Here is a 14,291-nt window from a genome sequence, read left to right on the forward strand (position 1 = left end):
CGATCGGAACGTGACCGTGACGGACCGCAGCCCTTCACAGGCCCCCGGCCGTGGTCCGTCGGCAGCGCAGGATCGTCGCCTCATCGGTCCCGGCCCGTTGGTGCCCGGACCCGAGCCCCTTCCGGGAGATCGGGCGCGCGGCTGGATCGTCACCGCCTTCGTCACGGCGCTCGCCGCGATCACGCGGTTCACGATGCTCAACTACCCCACCGATGCGAAGACGCCGGTGTTCGACGAGAAGCACTACGCCCCGCAGGGCTGGCAGGTGCTCACCGGCGGCTGGATCGAGGACAATCCCGGCTACGGGCTCGTCGTGCATCCGCCCGTCGGCAAACAGATGATCGCGCTCGGCGAGGCACTGTTCGGATACACCGCGTGGGGTTGGCGTTTCTCGGCCGCTGCGGCCGGCGTCGTGCTCGTCCTGCTGGTCGTGCGGATCGTGCGGCGGCTGACCCGCTCGACGATGCTCGGCGCGATCGCCGGTCTGCTGCTCGTCGTCGACGGGGTGACCTTCGTGTCGTCCCGCCTCGGCATGCTCGACATCTTCCAGGCGGTCTTCGTCGTCGGCGCCTTCGGTTGCCTGATCGTCGACCGCGACGACGTGCGTGCCCGGATGGCCCGGGTCCATGCCGAGGGCCGTGTTCTCGACAGTGTGTGGGGTCCGCGCTTCGGTGTGCGCTGGTGGCGCTTCGGTGCGGGCATCCTGCTGGGTCTCGCGGTGGGCACCAAGTGGTCGGGCCTGTACTTCATCGCGTTCTTCGGGCTGATGTCCGTGGCCTTCGACCTCGCGACGCGTCGCGCGTACCGGGTGCAGCGCCCCTGGGTGGGGACGGCGCTGCGCGACATCGGTCCGGCGCTGTATGCCCTCGTGCTCGTCCCGCTCGGGGTGTACCTGTCGACCTACTGGGCGTGGTTCGCGAGCGAGACCGGCGTCTACCGTCACGCGGTCGGCTCGCGGATCGGCCACGACGGGATGTTCTCGTTCGTGCCCGACGCGCTGCGGTCACTCTGGTACTACAGCGCGAGCGTCCTGGAGTTCCACTCCGGCCTGACGAACTCGGCCGGCAACCAGCATCCCTGGGAGTCGAAGCCGTGGACGTGGCCGATGGGCCTGCGTCCGATGCTGTACTACTTCGCCGACGGCGAGCGGATCAGCGGATGCGACGCCGAGCAGTGCGTCAAGGCCGTGATGCTGATCGGAACGCCGGCGCTGTGGTGGGTGTCGGTGCCGGTGCTCGGATGGGGACTGTGGCAGCTGCTCGTCCGCCGCGACTGGCGGTGGGCCGCGGTGCTCACCGGATACGGCGCGGGGATCCTCCCGTGGTTCGCGAGCCTCGACCGGCAGATGTACTACTTCTACGCGGTGCCGATGGCGCCGTTCCTGGTGATGGGTGTCGCGCTGGTGCTCGGCGACATCCTCGGGTCGCCGCACGCCTCGACGGAACGACGGACGACCGGGCTGCTCGTGGTGTGCCTGTATGTCGGGCTCGTCATCGCGAACTTCGTGTGGTTGTGGCCGATTCTCACGGCGCTGCCGATCACCCCGGAGCACTGGAACGACCAGCTGTGGCTCCCCAGCTGGCGCTGAGCGGAGCGCAGTCGCTCGTCCCGAGGAGAGCTCAGTTGGGTTCGTCGAGCACGCTGCCCTCGGCCAGCTCGACGTCGCGGTCCCTGTCGGAGCCGTAGCGGATGCCGTCGAAGCGGCGCGCGAATCGCTCGTCGACGACCGTGAGGAAGCCCTTGAGTCGTTGGAGCAGCTCGGACAGGTGGCGGGGCACGAACGGATCGCCGAGCAGGTCGACGGTGGCGACAAGCCGGTCCTCGACGAGCACCACCTTGATGTGCGGCCACGTCCGGTTCAGTTCGGTGAGCTCGGCGAGCGCGTGGGTGCGACCGCCGGTGGGCGTGGCTCCCGGGGTGTCGTCCTCGGGGATCGCGTGCAGCAGCGGTGCCCACAGCCGGATGCTGCCGTCGTCGTCGATCACGACGAAGACCACATGGGAGTCGAGGACGACGACGAAGTCGCCGTCGGCGTCGACCGGCACAGGGCGGCCGAGGGCGTGCGCGAGCGCATCGCTCACGCGTTCGCGGAGGTCGCCGAGGGCTGAGGGCGGGTGTGCCTGCAAGAAGGCCGGATGCGGCACCTTCCCGCGACCGCGCAGCACCGACACGATGTGCCGGGCGAGCGTGTCGGCCTCGGACACGGGCCTGGTGACCGGCTCGGATCCGGTGACCTCGATCGTGGCGTATCCCCCGGCGCTCGCGAGCACCCGCACGCAGGCCGCGGGCCCCGAGGCGGTCTCGGCGTGCAGTTCGAAGGCGTCGGGTCCGGCGAGTTCGGAGATGCGCCGGGCCAGTTGCGAGGCGTAACGGGACCAATCGCGGTCGAGGGCCTCGTCGAATCGGTCGGTGTCGGTCACGCGCACTCCTCTCGAAGAGCAACTGCCGGGCAGGCGACACCGTACTCGGGGTGGGCGACAACTCACCGCAGGCACGCGGCGTCGTGTGTCACCCGTGATGCCGTCGTCCGGCCGCCGCCCACACCGCGACTCGCGATCCGCGTTCGAGGATGTCGACGATCGCGAATCCTACCCGTGCGAGAACGGTGCTCACGGTCATCGAGACGGTTCCGGTGTCCTCCCCCGGTCCTGCCCCGTCGATCACCCACAGTTGTCCGTCGTCGGTCAGCAGCGGCGCGAGGGCGGCCGCGGCGGCGGTGTCCTCGCGGAGGTCGGGGATGTCGAGTGCGTAGATGCGGTCGAACTTCTCCCGCTGCGCGAACTCGTGGGCGCGGGTCACCGAGGGTGCCACGCGCACGCGGCCGTGGGGACCGACGTTCTCGGCGACCACGGCGGAGGCGGGCCCGGCGTCGATCGCGAGGACGGACGTGCCCGGACGCGCATCGAGGACGTCGAGCAGGAACTCGACGTCCTCGATGTGGGACCGCTCGGTCATTCGACCTTGCGCAGTGTCCGTTTCCTGCGCCCGCCCGTGATCAGGGGGTCGCGCTGCAGATCCCGGTACAGCGACACGCACAGACCGATCATCACGAGGAGGAAGGGAGCTGCCGCGATGATCGTCATCGTCTGCAGGGCGTTGAGGGCTTCCTCGCCGCCGCTCCACAGCAGCAGGGCCGCGACACCGCCGGTGAGTCCGCCCCAGAAGACCACGACGCCGCGATTCGGCGCGAGGGTGCCGCGTTGACTGAGGCTGCCCATCACCATCGACGCGGAGTCCGCTCCGGAGATGAAGAAGATGGCGATGAGGAGCATCGCGACGACCGTGGCGATGCCGGTGAGCGGGAGGTTGCCGAGCACCCCGAACAGCTGTCCTTCGACGCTGTCGGCACCCGCGATGTCCAGGCCGTCCAGCTGCTGTCCGATACCGGCGCCGCCGAACACCGAGAACCAGATGAGGCTGACGAGGCTCGGGACGAGGATGACACCGACGATGAACTCGCGGATGGTGCGGCCGCGGCTGATGCGGGCGAGGAACATGCCGACGAAGGGCGCCCACGAGACCCACCACGCCCAGTAGAAGATCGTCCAGCTCGACAGCCACTCACCTGCGGCCTCGTTGGAGGCGGCCGTGCGCGCCGACATGCGGGCGAACTCCGCGGCGTAGGCACCGAGGGTGGTGGGCACGAGGTTGAGGATGAAGACGGTGGGTCCGAGCACGAACACGAAGATCGCCAGGATCGCGGCGAGCACCATGTTGATGTTCGACAGATATTGGATGCCCTTGGCGACACCCGTGACCGCGGAGGCGATGAACGCGAGCGTGAGCAGTGCGACGATCGCGACGAGCAGCATCACCCCGGCCGTCTCGAGCCAGCCGGTGACCTCGAAGCCCGAGCCGATCTGCAGCGCGCCCAGGCCGAGCGACGCCGCGGTGCCGAACAGGGTCGCGAACAGGGCGAGGATGTCGATGACCTTGCCGAGCGGACCTTCGGCCCGGCGTCCCAGCAGCGGGATGAACGCCGAGCTGATGAGCTGCTTGCGACCCCTGCGGAAGGTGCCGTAGGCGATGGCCAGACCCACCACGGCGTAGATCGCCCAGGGATGCAGGCTCCAGTGGAACATCGAGGTCGCCATCGCGACGCCGGTGCCGCCGGTGCTGCCCGGTGGCGGCTCGACGAAGTGCGAGAGCGGTTCGGCGACACCGAAGAACATCAAGCCGATGCCCATGCCGGCGGCGAACATCATCGAGATCCAGCTGACTGTGCGGAACTCCGGCTTCTCGTCGTCCTTGCCGAGCGGAATGCGGCCGTATCGGCTCACCGCCAGCCAGAGCGCGAAGAACACGAATCCGCTCGCCGTGAGCACGAACAACCAACCGAACTCGACGACGATCCAGTCGAGGATGTTCCCGGTAACGGTCCCGAAATTGTCGGTGGCGGCCAGGCCCCACACCACGATCGCCGCGACCAGCGCGGCAGCGACTCCGAAGACCACTTTGTCGGTCTGCGGCGGATGCGCCGCGGACGCGGCTACTTCAGAAGCACGGGCGCCCGAGACCTCGTCGATCTCCTCGCACCCGGGCCGATCACCAGGGACATTCATGCGAACAAACCTTGCAAGTTTCGGGCGCCTGCGGAGCGGAATCGTCGAACCCGAGAAAATCATCACATTCCGGACGCGCCGTGCATTCTCTGCACGAACCGGAAGATCGGCAGGTCAACCCGCGCGCAGGGCGGCCGAGACGAACTCGAGGATCTCCTCGTCGGACATCCCGAGTGCTCTCACCTCGGTTACGTACTCGTTGGTGGATCGCTGGGCCCGCGTGCGGGTGGGATCGCCCGTGTCGGCGACGAACGTCCCCGCCCGCCCCCGGGCCTCGAGCACACCCACCTTCTCGAGTTCCCGGTAGGTCTTGGCGACCGTGTTCGGAGCGATGCCGAGGGTGTCGGCGAGGCCCCGGACGGTGGGCAGCTTGGTACCAGCGATCAGCTCACCATCGTGGACCAGGTCGACGATGCGTCGCCGCAGTTGCTCGAACGGCGGGACAGGCGAGTCTGGATCGATGGCGAGGTCGAACATTCTCGCAGGTTATCAGCGCTCGGTGACCTTGACGGGCGCTTCGGCCGAGGGCACCTCGGCAGGGGCGTGGTTGTAACTCCCGGTCTCGAGCAGGTCGCGGATCTGGATGAGCAGATCGGTCTCGCTCAGCGGCTCGTCCTCGGGCTCCTTCTCCGGCGCGAAGCGGGCCTTGGCCGCGTTGACCGGCACGATGAGCACGAAGTAGACGACGGCCGCGATGATCAAGAAGTTGATCGCCGCGGAGATGACGGCGCCCAGGTTGACAAAGGTCGCGTCGTTCGACGAGAGCAGGCGGAAGCCGAAGCCCATCTCATTGTCGCCACCCACAGCAGCGACCAGCGGGTTCACGATGTGATCGGTGAACGCCGTGACGATGGACGTGAACGCCGCGCCGACGACCACTGCGACGGCGAGTTCGACGACATTTCCGCGCAGCAGGAAATCCTTGAAACCTTTGAGCATCGTGCTCCGTACCTTTTCTGGTGAGAATTCGAAAAACTTCAGTGCGCGGAGATCGTAGTAACGCTGCCCACCGGCTTCAACAGGGACGAATCGGGCAACACGGCGGCGGGTGGCAGCGGGTTACGGATTGCGCCGGGGCAGAATCGGGCCATGGCAACCACGGCGACGATCTATCACAACCCGCGCTGCAGCACGTCACGCAACACTCTGGCGTTGCTGAAGGAGAACGGACTCGAACCCACGGTCATCAAATATCTCGAGACTCCGCCCTCCCGAGACGAACTGCAGGCGCTGCTCGATGCGGCAGGTCTCACACCGAGTCGAGCGATCCGGAAGAAGGAATCGCTCTACAAGGAGCTGAACCTGGCCGAGGCGTCCGAGGACGAACTGCTCGATGCGATGGTCGCGAATCCGATCCTCATCGAGCGTCCGCTGGTCGTCACCGACAAGGGCACCGTGCTCGCGCGTCCGGTCGACAAGGTGCGCGAGATCCTCTGACGAGGAGTTACAGGACCGCCCGCGAGAGCGGGCACGACATGCATCGTGGACCGCCGCGGCCGGAACCGAGTTCCGACCCGGCGATCCGCAGTACCTCGATCCCCGAATCCTCGAGGCGGGTGTTCGTCTCGACATTGCGTTCGTAGGCGACGACGACGCCGGGCGCCACGGCCAGCGTGTTGTTCCCGTCGTCCCACTGCTCACGCTCGGCGACAACGGAATCCAGACCGGTGTCGATGACACGCAGTTTCTCGATCCCCATCGCGTCGGCGGCGGCCTCGAGGAAGGGGCGCGGCCCCGAGATCTGCACCGCGCCGTTCTCGCGGTGGATGGCGAACGCCTGGAGGCTGTCCCGGATCGCCGGGTACATCACCACCGCGTCGACGTCGACCATCGTGCACACGGTGTCGAGGTGCATCGACGCCCGGCGCTGCTCGATCGGGACCGCCAACACGGTGTGCGCGAGCTCGTCGTCGAAGACACTGCGCGCCAACGCTTCCGCACCGGCGGGACTCGTCCTCTCCCCCACCCCCACGGCGACGACGCCGGGCGCGAGGAGCAACACGTCGCCACCCTCGACGGGCGCGGTGTGCGATTCGTACGCGCGTCGCACGTGGAGGAATTGCGGGTGAAAGGCGTAGATGAGGTCGGTGAGGCTGGTCTCGCGCCGGCGCGCGGGCAGCGCAAGATTGGGGATCGCCACGCGCGAGCCGATCCAGAAGGACGAATCGCGCGTGAAGAGCAGGTTCGGCAGCGGTGCGATCGCGAAATCGGAACCGTGGTGCATCAGCCGCACGAGGGACGGGGCAGCGCCGTTGCCCACCGCGGGCAGTTCGTCGAAGGTCATGCCCGCGATGAGGATCCGGGCGAGCTCGGCAGCGGGCAGGGCACGCAGATGGCCCGTCAACTCCTCCGCGAGGGCATAACCGAGACGCTGTGCGTCGACGGCCGACGACACGCTTTGCACCCGCGCGGCGCCACTGGCCTCGAGTGTCTCGGTGAGCAGGTCGGCCAGCAGGAACACCTCCACCCCGCGGCTGCGCAGCAGCTCGACGAAGGCGTCGTGTTCCTCCTGGGCGCGCGCCACCCACGGCAGGGCGTCGAAGAGCAGCTGGTCGTTGTTGCGGGGCGTGAGGCGTTCGAGTTCGGCACCGGGCCGGTGCAGCATCACGGCGCGGAGTTCACCGACTTCGGACTCGACACCCCAGCGATGACTCATATGCTCACGGTATCGCGCAGGACGGCGGCATCCGGGTCAGGCGCGTCGAGTACGGCGGCAACGATTGCGAAGAACACACCGAGAACACGAGGGAGATTTCATGGCCGACGACCCGCTCGGGTGCCTGGCACCGTTCGCCGGGCGCTGGACCGGAGGTGGCGACGGCCACTACCGCACGATCGACGACTTCGCGTACGACGAGACGATCGAGTTCGCCACCATTCCCGGAAAGCCCTTCCTGATGTACGTCAGCCGTACGCGGCACCGCACGGAGGGACGCCCGTTGCACACCGAGAACGGCTACCTGCGCCGCAGCGGCGACGACGTCGAACTGCTCGTCTCGCAGCCCACCGGGTTCGTCGAGATCCAGCGGGCCCGGCCGGAGGGCGGCGTGCTGGACTTCACCACCCTCACCCTGGAGCGCTCACCCGACGCCAAGCCCGTGCACGAGGTCCGGCGGCGTTTCGAGGTCGACGGCGACCTGCTGGTCTACGACTTCTGGATGGCCCACGCCGACACCCCTCTGACGCATCATCTGCACGCCGAGCTGCACCGCGCGCCGGAATGATTCAGGTGGTTCCGGCCCCGCCGAGCGGTGTCGGATCCACTGAATCATGTCGCGCCGAATTTCATTTGGTGCCGACGACGCGACGGAAGTAGTCGTTGGCGGCCTGCATGACGAGGTTGTAGGGCGGCGCGAACTTACGCGCCCACCAGTAACCGAACCGGGTGTCGAAGGACGTGTAGACCATGAAGCGGTTCTTCAGGATGCCGGTGACGATGCGCTCGGCCACCTTCTCGGGAGTCGCGGCGTGGCGGACGAACCGTTGGGTGAGTTTGCGGACCTCGGGACGATCACGGTCGACGCCGACGATCTGCACGGTGTCGACGAGCGGTGTACGCACGGCCCCCGGGACGACCAGCGAGACACCGATGCCGTCGCGCTTGAGGTCGAACCGCAGCACCTCCGACACTCCCCGCAGACCGAACTTGCTTGCGCTGTAGGCGGCGTGCCACGGCAGGGCGAGCAGCCCGGCGGCCGAGGAGACGTTGACGATGTGCCCGCCGCGACCGGCCTCGATCATGGCCGGCACGAAGTTCTCGATGACGTGGATGGGCCCCATGAGGTTGACGTCCACCATGAGCTTCCAGTGCTCGTGCTGCAGCCGGTCGACGGTGCCCCACACCGACACTCCGGCGACGTTGGCGACGATGTCGAGCGACCCGCACGCCTCGTGCACGTCGCGGGCGAAGGCGGTGACGGCCTCGTAGTCGGAGATGTCGAGGGCGGCCGAGTGCAGCACGGTGCCGCCGCGTTCACGAACGCTGCGGACGACCTCGTCGAGGGCCTCCTCCTGCAGGTCGGTGAGCACCAGCCGGGCCCCGCGATCGGAGGCCGCATGGGCCAGGGCGCGGCCGATTCCGCTGGCCGCGCCGGTCACAAGGAATTTGGTTCCGCGCAGGTCGGTGATCGCCATGGCGACACCCTAGCCTCGCCGTGACGACTCGACGCTCCGGCGCGCCACGGACGAACCGGATGCGCCGGAGCGAAGCGACTTGTGTGTCCGAGCGAAGCGACCTGTGAGCCGGAGTGTTGGGCTCCGGCGGATGGAAACTCAGAGCCGCTGGGCCATCTCCTCCTGGTATTGCCGAATCGTGCGCTCGATCATCTCGACATCGTCGTGGCGATTCTCGCTGCGCGCGAGGTCGGCGCGCTCGCGCAGTACCCGGATCGCCCGACGCAACTCGTCGTCACTCATCCTGTGGTCCATGCCACACAGTCTGCCGGGTTCGGCGTGGACCCGCCAGCGAATGGCCCTGCATACGACGAAAGCCCCGCCGAGGGCGGGGCTTTCAGGGGTGGAGCTGAGGGGAATCGAACCCCTGACCTCTTCGATGCGAACGAAGCGCGCTACCAACTGCGCCACAGCCCCGTAGGTTCCGAGGGAACCGACTCGCAAACTCTAGCAAACCACCCCGTCCATCACGAAATCGGAGTGTCGGCGCAGGTGACGGGCGATTTCACGGCCTGCTCCGAAGACGGGTCGGGGCCCGCACAGATTCGGTGCGGGCCCCGCCGTAAGCGTCGCAGGACGATCATTCCCCCACTGCGCGGGGAACGACGTAGTCGCCGGACTCGTCGTCGCCGTCGCTCGCTCGGACGTCGTAGCCGTGGTCGATGCCGTAGTCGTCCTCGTAGCGATCGAGGTGCTCGAACTCCGGATCCTCGTCGTCGACCTCGAGGACCACGGCCCCCGGGCGACGCAGGCTCTGCGGAACGTCGTCGTGGCCGCCGCGGGCCCCCGCGCGGGACCGTTGCAGTCGCGCGAGGCGACGCCGCCGGATCTCCTGCTCGAGATGCACCTGGCGCCGCAGGTAGAACAGATAGGCGACGAGGGCCACGGCCGCGAGACCGGCGAGCCACCACATGACCGACGAGACGATCAGGGCGAGCGCCGAGGTCATGATCGCGGCGATCAGCAGGCCGAGGACGGCCCGCTGCCGGAATTCGTATCGTGCGGCGCTGGCGACCGCATCGGCGTGCGGGTCGAATCCGCCGCGGCCCCGGCGTTGCGGTGCGTGTGTGCGCACGGGCTCACGATCGGGTGCTGCTTCGTGGTGGACGTCGGCCTCGTCGGAATCGATCTCCGGCCTGTCGTCGAGTTCAGTGTTCATGCGGTCCTCCGCGGGGGTGCGGTGCGTGCGGTCACGACTCGGACGCCAATGAGGATCGCTGCGGTGCCCGGCGGCCGGCCCTCGAGGGGTGATCGGCTCGTCGTCTCCGCGGTGCAGAACTCGAGTTGCGAGCGCGGCGTCGGTCGTCTGCCGGATTCGAGGACGCTTCGTGACCAGCATGGGAACCAGAACGAACAACCACACGGCAACGAGCCCGATCCACAGAAGCGAGTTCGGCATCCGGTGGTCCTCCCTCCAGTCGTCGCCCTACCAGCCCGTCGACGCCACCGACCTACATGAGGCTAACGGCATCACCGCGTTTACCTGTACAGAAACGCCGACTCGATCGACAACAGACGTCACTCGAGTCACGCGAAACCAATTGACACTTTCTTCACTCTAATCACAGAGATCCCACACGCGCTGGGGATTGTTACTTGAGTTGCGAGTAACCTGCGTTACATAGCGGACGAACCCGACTCGAGACGGAAAGCGATCAGGACCAGGTCGCGCGACCGGCACGGACGAGGCGATCCGAGACCGAGCCCGGCACCTCCTCGACCGTCATCGCGACCAGCAGATGGTCGCGGAACCGGCCCTGGACGTCGAGGTAGCGCTTCAGCAGACCTTCCTCGCGGAAGCCGACCTTGCGCAGCACCGCGCGACTGGCCTCGTTCTCCGGGCGCACGGTGGCCTCGACGCGGTGCAGCCCGACCGGGCCGAAGCAGTGGTCGAGGCCCAGGGCGACGGCGGCGGTCGCGACACCGAGGCCGTTGACCTCCTTCTCCACCCAATAGCCGATCCAGGCCGAGCGCAACGCTCCGCGCACGATGTTGCCCACCGTCAGCTGCCCGCAGAATCTGCCGTCCAGCTCGATGGCCATCGGCAGCATCAGGCCCTTGTGGGCCTCCGAGCGCAGACTCCGGTAGAGCCCGGGCCACACCGAGATGTGGTGCCGCATGTCCCACGGCGCCTCACCGGTCGGCTCCCACGGCTCGAGATGCGCGCGATCTCGCAGACGCAGACGGCTCCACGCCGCGGCGTCGCGCAGTCGGATCGATCGAACGGTCACCACGCCCCCTGCCACCCGCAGCGGCCCGAGCTCCGCCGGCCAGCCGGGATGACGGGACATCAACCACGCTGCCCGAGGAACGCCACGTCCACCGGGTCTCCCGTGCGGATTTCGGAGACCTCGGGATCGACGATGACGAGACAGTTCGCCTCGGCGAGGGTGGCGAGCAGATGCGACGACGAACCCGCGGCGCCGCCGAGCGCCTGCACGAGATAGTCGCCCGTCGTTTCGTCGCGCATGAGCCGGCCGCGCAGGAAACCCTTGCGATCGGGGATCGAGGTGATGGGGGCGACCGTGCGTGCCGAGACCACGCGGCGCATCGGCTGGCGACGGCCGAGCGCGATGCGGATCAGCGGCCGGACCATCACCTCGAAGACGACGAGCGCGCTCACCGGATTGGCGGGCAGCAGGAAGGTCGGCACCTCGTCGCGGCCGAGACGTCCGAAGCCCTGGACCGAGCCCGGATGCATCGCGATCCGCTCGACGCCCATCTCGCCGAGATCGGACAGCGCCTCGCGGACCTCCTCGAGCGCGCCGCCGCCCACGGCCCCGGCGATCACGACGATCTCGGCGCGGATCAGCTGACCCTCGACGACCTCGCGCAGCCGCTTCGGGTCGGTACTGGCGATCCCGACCCGGTTGACGTCGGCTCCGGCGTCACGCGCGGCCGCGGCCAGCGCGTAGGAGTTGACGTCGTAGACCTGTCCCGGCCCCGGGGTGCGGTCGACGTCGACGAGTTCGCCGCCGACGGAGATGACCGACAGTCGCGGGCGCGGATGGACGAGCACCTTGTCGCGGCCGACCGCGGCGAGCAGACCTACCTGGGCGGCCCCGATGATCGTCCCGGCCCGCACTGCGATGTCGCCGGGCTGGACGTCGTCGCCGGTGCGGCGCACGTAGTCGCCGGACCGCACCGGTTCGAGCACCTTGATGCGCGCGGCACCGCCGTCGGTGTTGTCGAGCGGCAGCACCGCGTCGGCGAGCGTCGGCAGCGGCGCACCGGTGTCGACGCGCACCGCCTGACGGGGCTGGAGACGGATCGGCTGACGCGAACCGGCACGCACCTCGCCCACGACCGGCAGCGTCACCTCGGCGGGCGCGGACCCGCCGTCGGTCTCGGCCGGGGCTTGGAGGTCGACGCTGCGCACGGCGTAGCCATCGATCGCCGCCTGGTCGAATCCGGGTAGGGGTCGCTCGGTGACCACTTCCTCCGCGCACAGCAGACCCTGCGCCTCGGAAATGGCCACCCGGACCGGCCGGGGTGCGACTGCCGCCGCCGTGACCCTGGCCTGCTGATCCTCAACCGACCGCATACCGCTTCTCGTCCTCCAGCCCGTCCTGCAGTCAGCGCTTCAAGCGCTCGATGAGCCACTCGCGCAGCGAGGGCCCGTACTCTTCCGTGTTCAACGCCGAGTCAACCGCAGCGCGCAGATAGCCCCCGGGATTTCCGAGGTCGTGTCGGGTGCCGCGGTGCACCACCACGTGAACGGGGTGGCCCTCGGAGATGAGCAGGGCGATTGCGTCGGTGAGCTGCAGTTCTCCCCCGGCTCCGGGCTCGATGCGACGCAGTGCGTCGAAGATCGCCCGGTCGAGCAGGTATCGGCCGGCGGCGGCGAAGGTCGACGGTGCGTCCTCTACGGCCGGCTTCTCGACCATGCCGAGTACCTTGAGCACGTCGGGGTTGGCGGCGTCCGGCACGACCTCGACGTCGAAGACGCCGTACGCGCTGACCTGTTCCTTGGGCACGTCGATCGCGCACAGCACAGAACCGCCACGCTTGGCGCGGACGCGCTGCATCGTCTCGAGCACGCCGACCGGCAGCACGAGGTCGTCGGGCAGCAGCACGGCGATCGCGTCCTCGTCGGGATCGAGCGCCTCTTCGGCACACGCCACGGCGTGACCGAGGCCGAGCGGCTTCTCCTGGACCACGGACTCGACCTCGAGCAGCCCCTGGGCCTTGCGGACCTTGGCGAGGAGCTCGTACTTGCCCTTCTCCTCGAGCTTGGACTCGAGGACGAGATCCTCGACGAAGTGCGCGACCACGCCGTCCTTGCCCGGCGCCGTCACGATGAGAAGGCGTTCGGCGCCCGACTCCGCGGCTTCACCCGCCACGAGCTCGATGCCGGGCGTGTCGACCACCGGCAGGAGTTCCTTCGGAACCGTCTTGGTCGCGGGAAGGAACCGCGTCCCCATACCTGCTGCGGGGACAACCGCGGTCTTGAAATGCCGCGTGCCTCCGGTCGTACTGTTCGTCATAGACTCCCACCCTAAACTTCGGCCACCGAGGACGGTGGTTCGGCGATCGTAAGGCGCAGACATGCCCCCACCCCCGAAAGCGGTCTGGCGTGACCGCATTCTTACAGCTCGGCGCGAGCTGAGTGCTGCGAGGCGCAGAATCGAGGACACCGCGCTCGCCACGGTGGCCTCGACGCTGGCCCCGGCGGGGTCGATGGTGTGCGCATATGTGCCCGTGGGTTCGGAGCCCGGATCGATCGCGCTCCTCGACGCTCTGACCGAGGCCGGAACGACGGTGCTCGTCCCGGTGACCCGCACCGGCGAACCGTTGTCGTGGGCCCGCTACATGGGCGAGAAGACGCTGATGGCGGCCGATTTCGGGCTGCGCGAGCCGGGTGGTGAGATCTTCCCGCCCGAGGCGGTGGCGAAGGCTCACACGGTGCTCGTCCCGGCCCTGGCGGTGGACGCGCGGGGCGTGCGGCTCGGCCGCGGCGCCGGCTTCTACGACCGCACCTTGCACCTCGCCTCACCCGAGGCCGTGATCATCGCGGTGGTCCGCGATGAAGAGCTCGTCGACGAACTCCCCGAGGACCCCCACGACATCCGTATGGGATGGGCGCTGACACCCGGGAAAGGGCTGGTCCGGCTCGGTAGCGGCGACCGTGCGGAACAACACACTCCCTAGCGCTGTTGGCACTGTCGGCGGTAGAGTGCCAAAACTGCAGTACGACGAATACTGCGGTTCGACGAACTGGCGGAGGATCAACCGGTGCCCACCTACTCATATGCCTGCACGGCCTGCGACAACAAGTTCGACATCGTGCAGTCCTTCAGTGACGACTCCCTGACCGAATGCCCGCAGTGCGAGGGCAAGCTGCGCAAGCTCTTCAACTCGGTCGGCATCGTGTTCAAGGGCAGCGGCTTCTACCGCACCGACTCCCGCAGCGGCAGCACCGCGAGCGAATCCGCGTCGACGAGCTCGACCAGCTCCTCGTCGAGCGACAGCAGCTCGTCGTCGAGCAGCACGTCCTCGGCTCCGGCGGCCGCCGCGAGCTGACCTCCGGACTCCTTTGTCCACAGGCGGTCGAGT

General features: G+C 68.2%; 17 protein-coding genes and 1 tRNA gene. 5 read left to right on the top strand and 13 right to left on the bottom strand.

Translation table 11 applies throughout. The features are described 5' to 3' along the window. The first annotated feature begins 10 nt into the window (after positions 1 to 10). Positions 11 to 1,588 (top strand): phospholipid carrier-dependent glycosyltransferase, encoded by a 1,578-nt coding sequence (locus K3M35_RS05710; protein ID WP_064061783.1) that lies wholly within the window; start codon positions 11 to 13, stop codon positions 1,586 to 1,588. A 31-nt stretch (positions 1,589 to 1,619) separates the two neighbouring features. Here K3M35_RS05710 and K3M35_RS05715 read toward each other — a convergent pair whose 3' ends face one another. The 5 genes from K3M35_RS05715 to mscL form a co-directional block, all read right to left on the bottom strand. Further along, a complete protein-coding gene (locus K3M35_RS05715; RefSeq protein ID WP_064061785.1) occupies positions 1,620 to 2,420 on the bottom strand; it encodes a hypothetical protein in 801 nt (266 codons plus the stop codon). A gap of 88 nt (positions 2,421 to 2,508) precedes the next feature. Then, positions 2,509 to 2,955: a hypothetical protein gene (locus K3M35_RS05720; RefSeq protein WP_220666132.1), complete on the bottom strand. Its 447-nt coding sequence runs from the start codon at positions 2,953 to 2,955 to the stop codon at positions 2,509 to 2,511. After that, the gene (locus K3M35_RS05725; protein ID WP_220666133.1) at positions 2,952 to 4,562 is read right to left on the bottom strand and encodes a BCCT family transporter; all 1,611 of its coding nucleotides are present in this window, start codon (positions 4,560 to 4,562) and stop codon (positions 2,952 to 2,954) included. Before K3M35_RS05725 ends, K3M35_RS05720 begins: the two co-directional genes overlap by 4 nt. A gap of 114 nt (positions 4,563 to 4,676) precedes the next feature. Further along, positions 4,677 to 5,039 carry a GntR family transcriptional regulator gene (locus K3M35_RS05730; protein ID WP_006553802.1) on the bottom strand — a complete coding sequence of 121 codons (363 nt, stop codon included), beginning with the start codon at positions 5,037 to 5,039 and terminating at the stop codon, positions 4,677 to 4,679. A gap of 12 nt (positions 5,040 to 5,051) precedes the next feature. Beyond that, positions 5,052 to 5,501 (bottom strand): large conductance mechanosensitive channel protein MscL, encoded by a 450-nt coding sequence (mscL, locus tag K3M35_RS05735; RefSeq protein WP_006553801.1) that lies wholly within the window; start codon positions 5,499 to 5,501, stop codon positions 5,052 to 5,054. 150 nt (positions 5,502 to 5,651) lie between these two features. On the opposite strand from mscL, the gene arsC reads away from it, so the two are divergent. Beyond that, complete coding sequence (gene arsC / locus K3M35_RS05740; protein ID WP_006553800.1) at positions 5,652 to 5,999, top strand: arsenate reductase (glutaredoxin); 348 nt, start codon at positions 5,652 to 5,654, stop codon at positions 5,997 to 5,999. Positions 6,000 to 6,006: 7 nt separating this feature from the next. Here arsC and arcA read toward each other — a convergent pair whose 3' ends face one another. Then, positions 6,007 to 7,218 carry an arginine deiminase gene (gene arcA, locus K3M35_RS05745; RefSeq protein WP_006553799.1) on the bottom strand — a complete coding sequence of 404 codons (1,212 nt, stop codon included), beginning with the start codon at positions 7,216 to 7,218 and terminating at the stop codon, positions 6,007 to 6,009. Positions 7,219 to 7,318: 100 nt separating this feature from the next. On the opposite strand from arcA, the gene K3M35_RS05750 reads away from it, so the two are divergent. Then, positions 7,319 to 7,786 (top strand): FABP family protein, encoded by a 468-nt coding sequence (locus tag K3M35_RS05750; RefSeq protein ID WP_217580082.1) that lies wholly within the window; start codon positions 7,319 to 7,321, stop codon positions 7,784 to 7,786. Positions 7,787 to 7,847: 61 nt separating this feature from the next. On the opposite strand, the gene K3M35_RS05755 is transcribed toward K3M35_RS05750, so the two are convergent. The 7 genes from K3M35_RS05755 to K3M35_RS05785 form a co-directional block, all read right to left on the bottom strand. Further along, on the bottom strand, positions 7,848 to 8,696 hold the full coding sequence (locus K3M35_RS05755; protein ID WP_024103196.1) for an SDR family oxidoreductase: 849 nt from the start codon (positions 8,694 to 8,696) through the stop codon (positions 7,848 to 7,850). A 138-nt stretch (positions 8,697 to 8,834) separates the two neighbouring features. Further along, a complete protein-coding gene (locus tag K3M35_RS05760) occupies positions 8,835 to 8,978 on the bottom strand; it encodes a hypothetical protein (protein WP_153811617.1) in 144 nt (47 codons plus the stop codon). 101 nt (positions 8,979 to 9,079) lie between these two features. Further along, positions 9,080 to 9,152, bottom strand: a tRNA-Ala gene (locus K3M35_RS05765). A 163-nt stretch (positions 9,153 to 9,315) separates the two neighbouring features. Then, positions 9,316 to 10,134: a gephyrin-like molybdotransferase receptor GlpR gene (gene glpR, locus K3M35_RS05770; protein ID WP_064061781.1), complete on the bottom strand. Its 819-nt coding sequence runs from the start codon at positions 10,132 to 10,134 to the stop codon at positions 9,316 to 9,318. A gap of 256 nt (positions 10,135 to 10,390) precedes the next feature. Continuing rightward, a complete protein-coding gene (locus K3M35_RS05775; protein ID WP_019288787.1) occupies positions 10,391 to 11,026 on the bottom strand; it encodes a GNAT family N-acetyltransferase in 636 nt (211 codons plus the stop codon). Next, on the bottom strand, positions 11,026 to 12,279 hold the full coding sequence (gene glp, locus K3M35_RS05780) for a gephyrin-like molybdotransferase Glp (protein ID WP_019288788.1): 1,254 nt from the start codon (positions 12,277 to 12,279) through the stop codon (positions 11,026 to 11,028). Before glp ends, K3M35_RS05775 begins: the two co-directional genes overlap by 1 nt. Before the next feature lie 31 nt (positions 12,280 to 12,310). Further along, positions 12,311 to 13,222: a UTP--glucose-1-phosphate uridylyltransferase gene (locus tag K3M35_RS05785; RefSeq protein ID WP_006553794.1), complete on the bottom strand. Its 912-nt coding sequence runs from the start codon at positions 13,220 to 13,222 to the stop codon at positions 12,311 to 12,313. Between the two features lie 61 nt (positions 13,223 to 13,283). On the opposite strand from K3M35_RS05785, the gene K3M35_RS05790 reads away from it, so the two are divergent. Both K3M35_RS05790 and K3M35_RS05795 read left to right on the top strand, forming a co-directional pair. Continuing rightward, positions 13,284 to 13,886, top strand: a complete 603-nt coding sequence (locus tag K3M35_RS05790) for a 5-formyltetrahydrofolate cyclo-ligase (protein ID WP_024103191.1) — start codon at positions 13,284 to 13,286, stop codon at positions 13,884 to 13,886. Between the two features lie 84 nt (positions 13,887 to 13,970). After that, the gene (locus K3M35_RS05795) at positions 13,971 to 14,258 is read left to right on the top strand and encodes an FmdB family zinc ribbon protein (protein ID WP_006553792.1); all 288 of its coding nucleotides are present in this window, start codon (positions 13,971 to 13,973) and stop codon (positions 14,256 to 14,258) included. The last annotated feature ends 33 nt before the right edge of the window (positions 14,259 to 14,291 follow it).

Source organism: Rhodococcus sp. DMU2021 (assembly GCF_019641445.1).
GTDB lineage: Bacteria > Actinomycetota > Actinomycetes > Mycobacteriales > Mycobacteriaceae > Rhodococcus > Rhodococcus pyridinivorans.

What these genes read in the sequence shown, in the direction of transcription:
- K3M35_RS05720 (WP_220666132.1), bottom strand. Translation starts at nt 2,955, where the DNA reads ATGACCGAGCGGTCCCACATCGAGGACGTCGAGTTCCTGCTCGACGTC.
- K3M35_RS05725 (WP_220666133.1), bottom strand. Translation starts at nt 4,562, where the DNA reads ATGAATGTCCCTGGTGATCGGCCCGGGTGCGAGGAGATCGACGAGGTC.
- K3M35_RS05730 (WP_006553802.1), bottom strand. Translation starts at nt 5,039, where the DNA reads ATGTTCGACCTCGCCATCGATCCAGACTCGCCTGTCCCGCCGTTCGAG.
- mscL (WP_006553801.1), bottom strand. Translation starts at nt 5,501, where the DNA reads ATGCTCAAAGGTTTCAAGGATTTCCTGCTGCGCGGAAATGTCGTCGAA.
- arsC (WP_006553800.1), top strand. Translation starts at nt 5,652, where the DNA reads ATGGCAACCACGGCGACGATCTATCACAACCCGCGCTGCAGCACGTCA.
- arcA (WP_006553799.1), bottom strand. Translation starts at nt 7,218, where the DNA reads ATGAGTCATCGCTGGGGTGTCGAGTCCGAAGTCGGTGAACTCCGCGCC.
- K3M35_RS05750 (WP_217580082.1), top strand. Translation starts at nt 7,319, where the DNA reads ATGGCCGACGACCCGCTCGGGTGCCTGGCACCGTTCGCCGGGCGCTGG.
- K3M35_RS05755 (WP_024103196.1), bottom strand. Translation starts at nt 8,696, where the DNA reads ATGGCGATCACCGACCTGCGCGGAACCAAATTCCTTGTGACCGGCGCG.
- K3M35_RS05760 (WP_153811617.1), bottom strand. Translation starts at nt 8,978, where the DNA reads ATGAGTGACGACGAGTTGCGTCGGGCGATCCGGGTACTGCGCGAGCGC.
- glpR (WP_064061781.1), bottom strand. Translation starts at nt 10,134, where the DNA reads ATGCCGAACTCGCTTCTGTGGATCGGGCTCGTTGCCGTGTGGTTGTTC.
- K3M35_RS05775 (WP_019288787.1), bottom strand. Translation starts at nt 11,026, where the DNA reads ATGTCCCGTCATCCCGGCTGGCCGGCGGAGCTCGGGCCGCTGCGGGTG.
- glp (WP_019288788.1), bottom strand. Translation starts at nt 12,279, where the DNA reads ATGCGGTCGGTTGAGGATCAGCAGGCCAGGGTCACGGCGGCGGCAGTC.
- K3M35_RS05785 (WP_006553794.1), bottom strand. Translation starts at nt 13,222, where the DNA reads ATGACGAACAGTACGACCGGAGGCACGCGGCATTTCAAGACCGCGGTT.
- K3M35_RS05790 (WP_024103191.1), top strand. Translation starts at nt 13,284, where the DNA reads ATGCCCCCACCCCCGAAAGCGGTCTGGCGTGACCGCATTCTTACAGCT.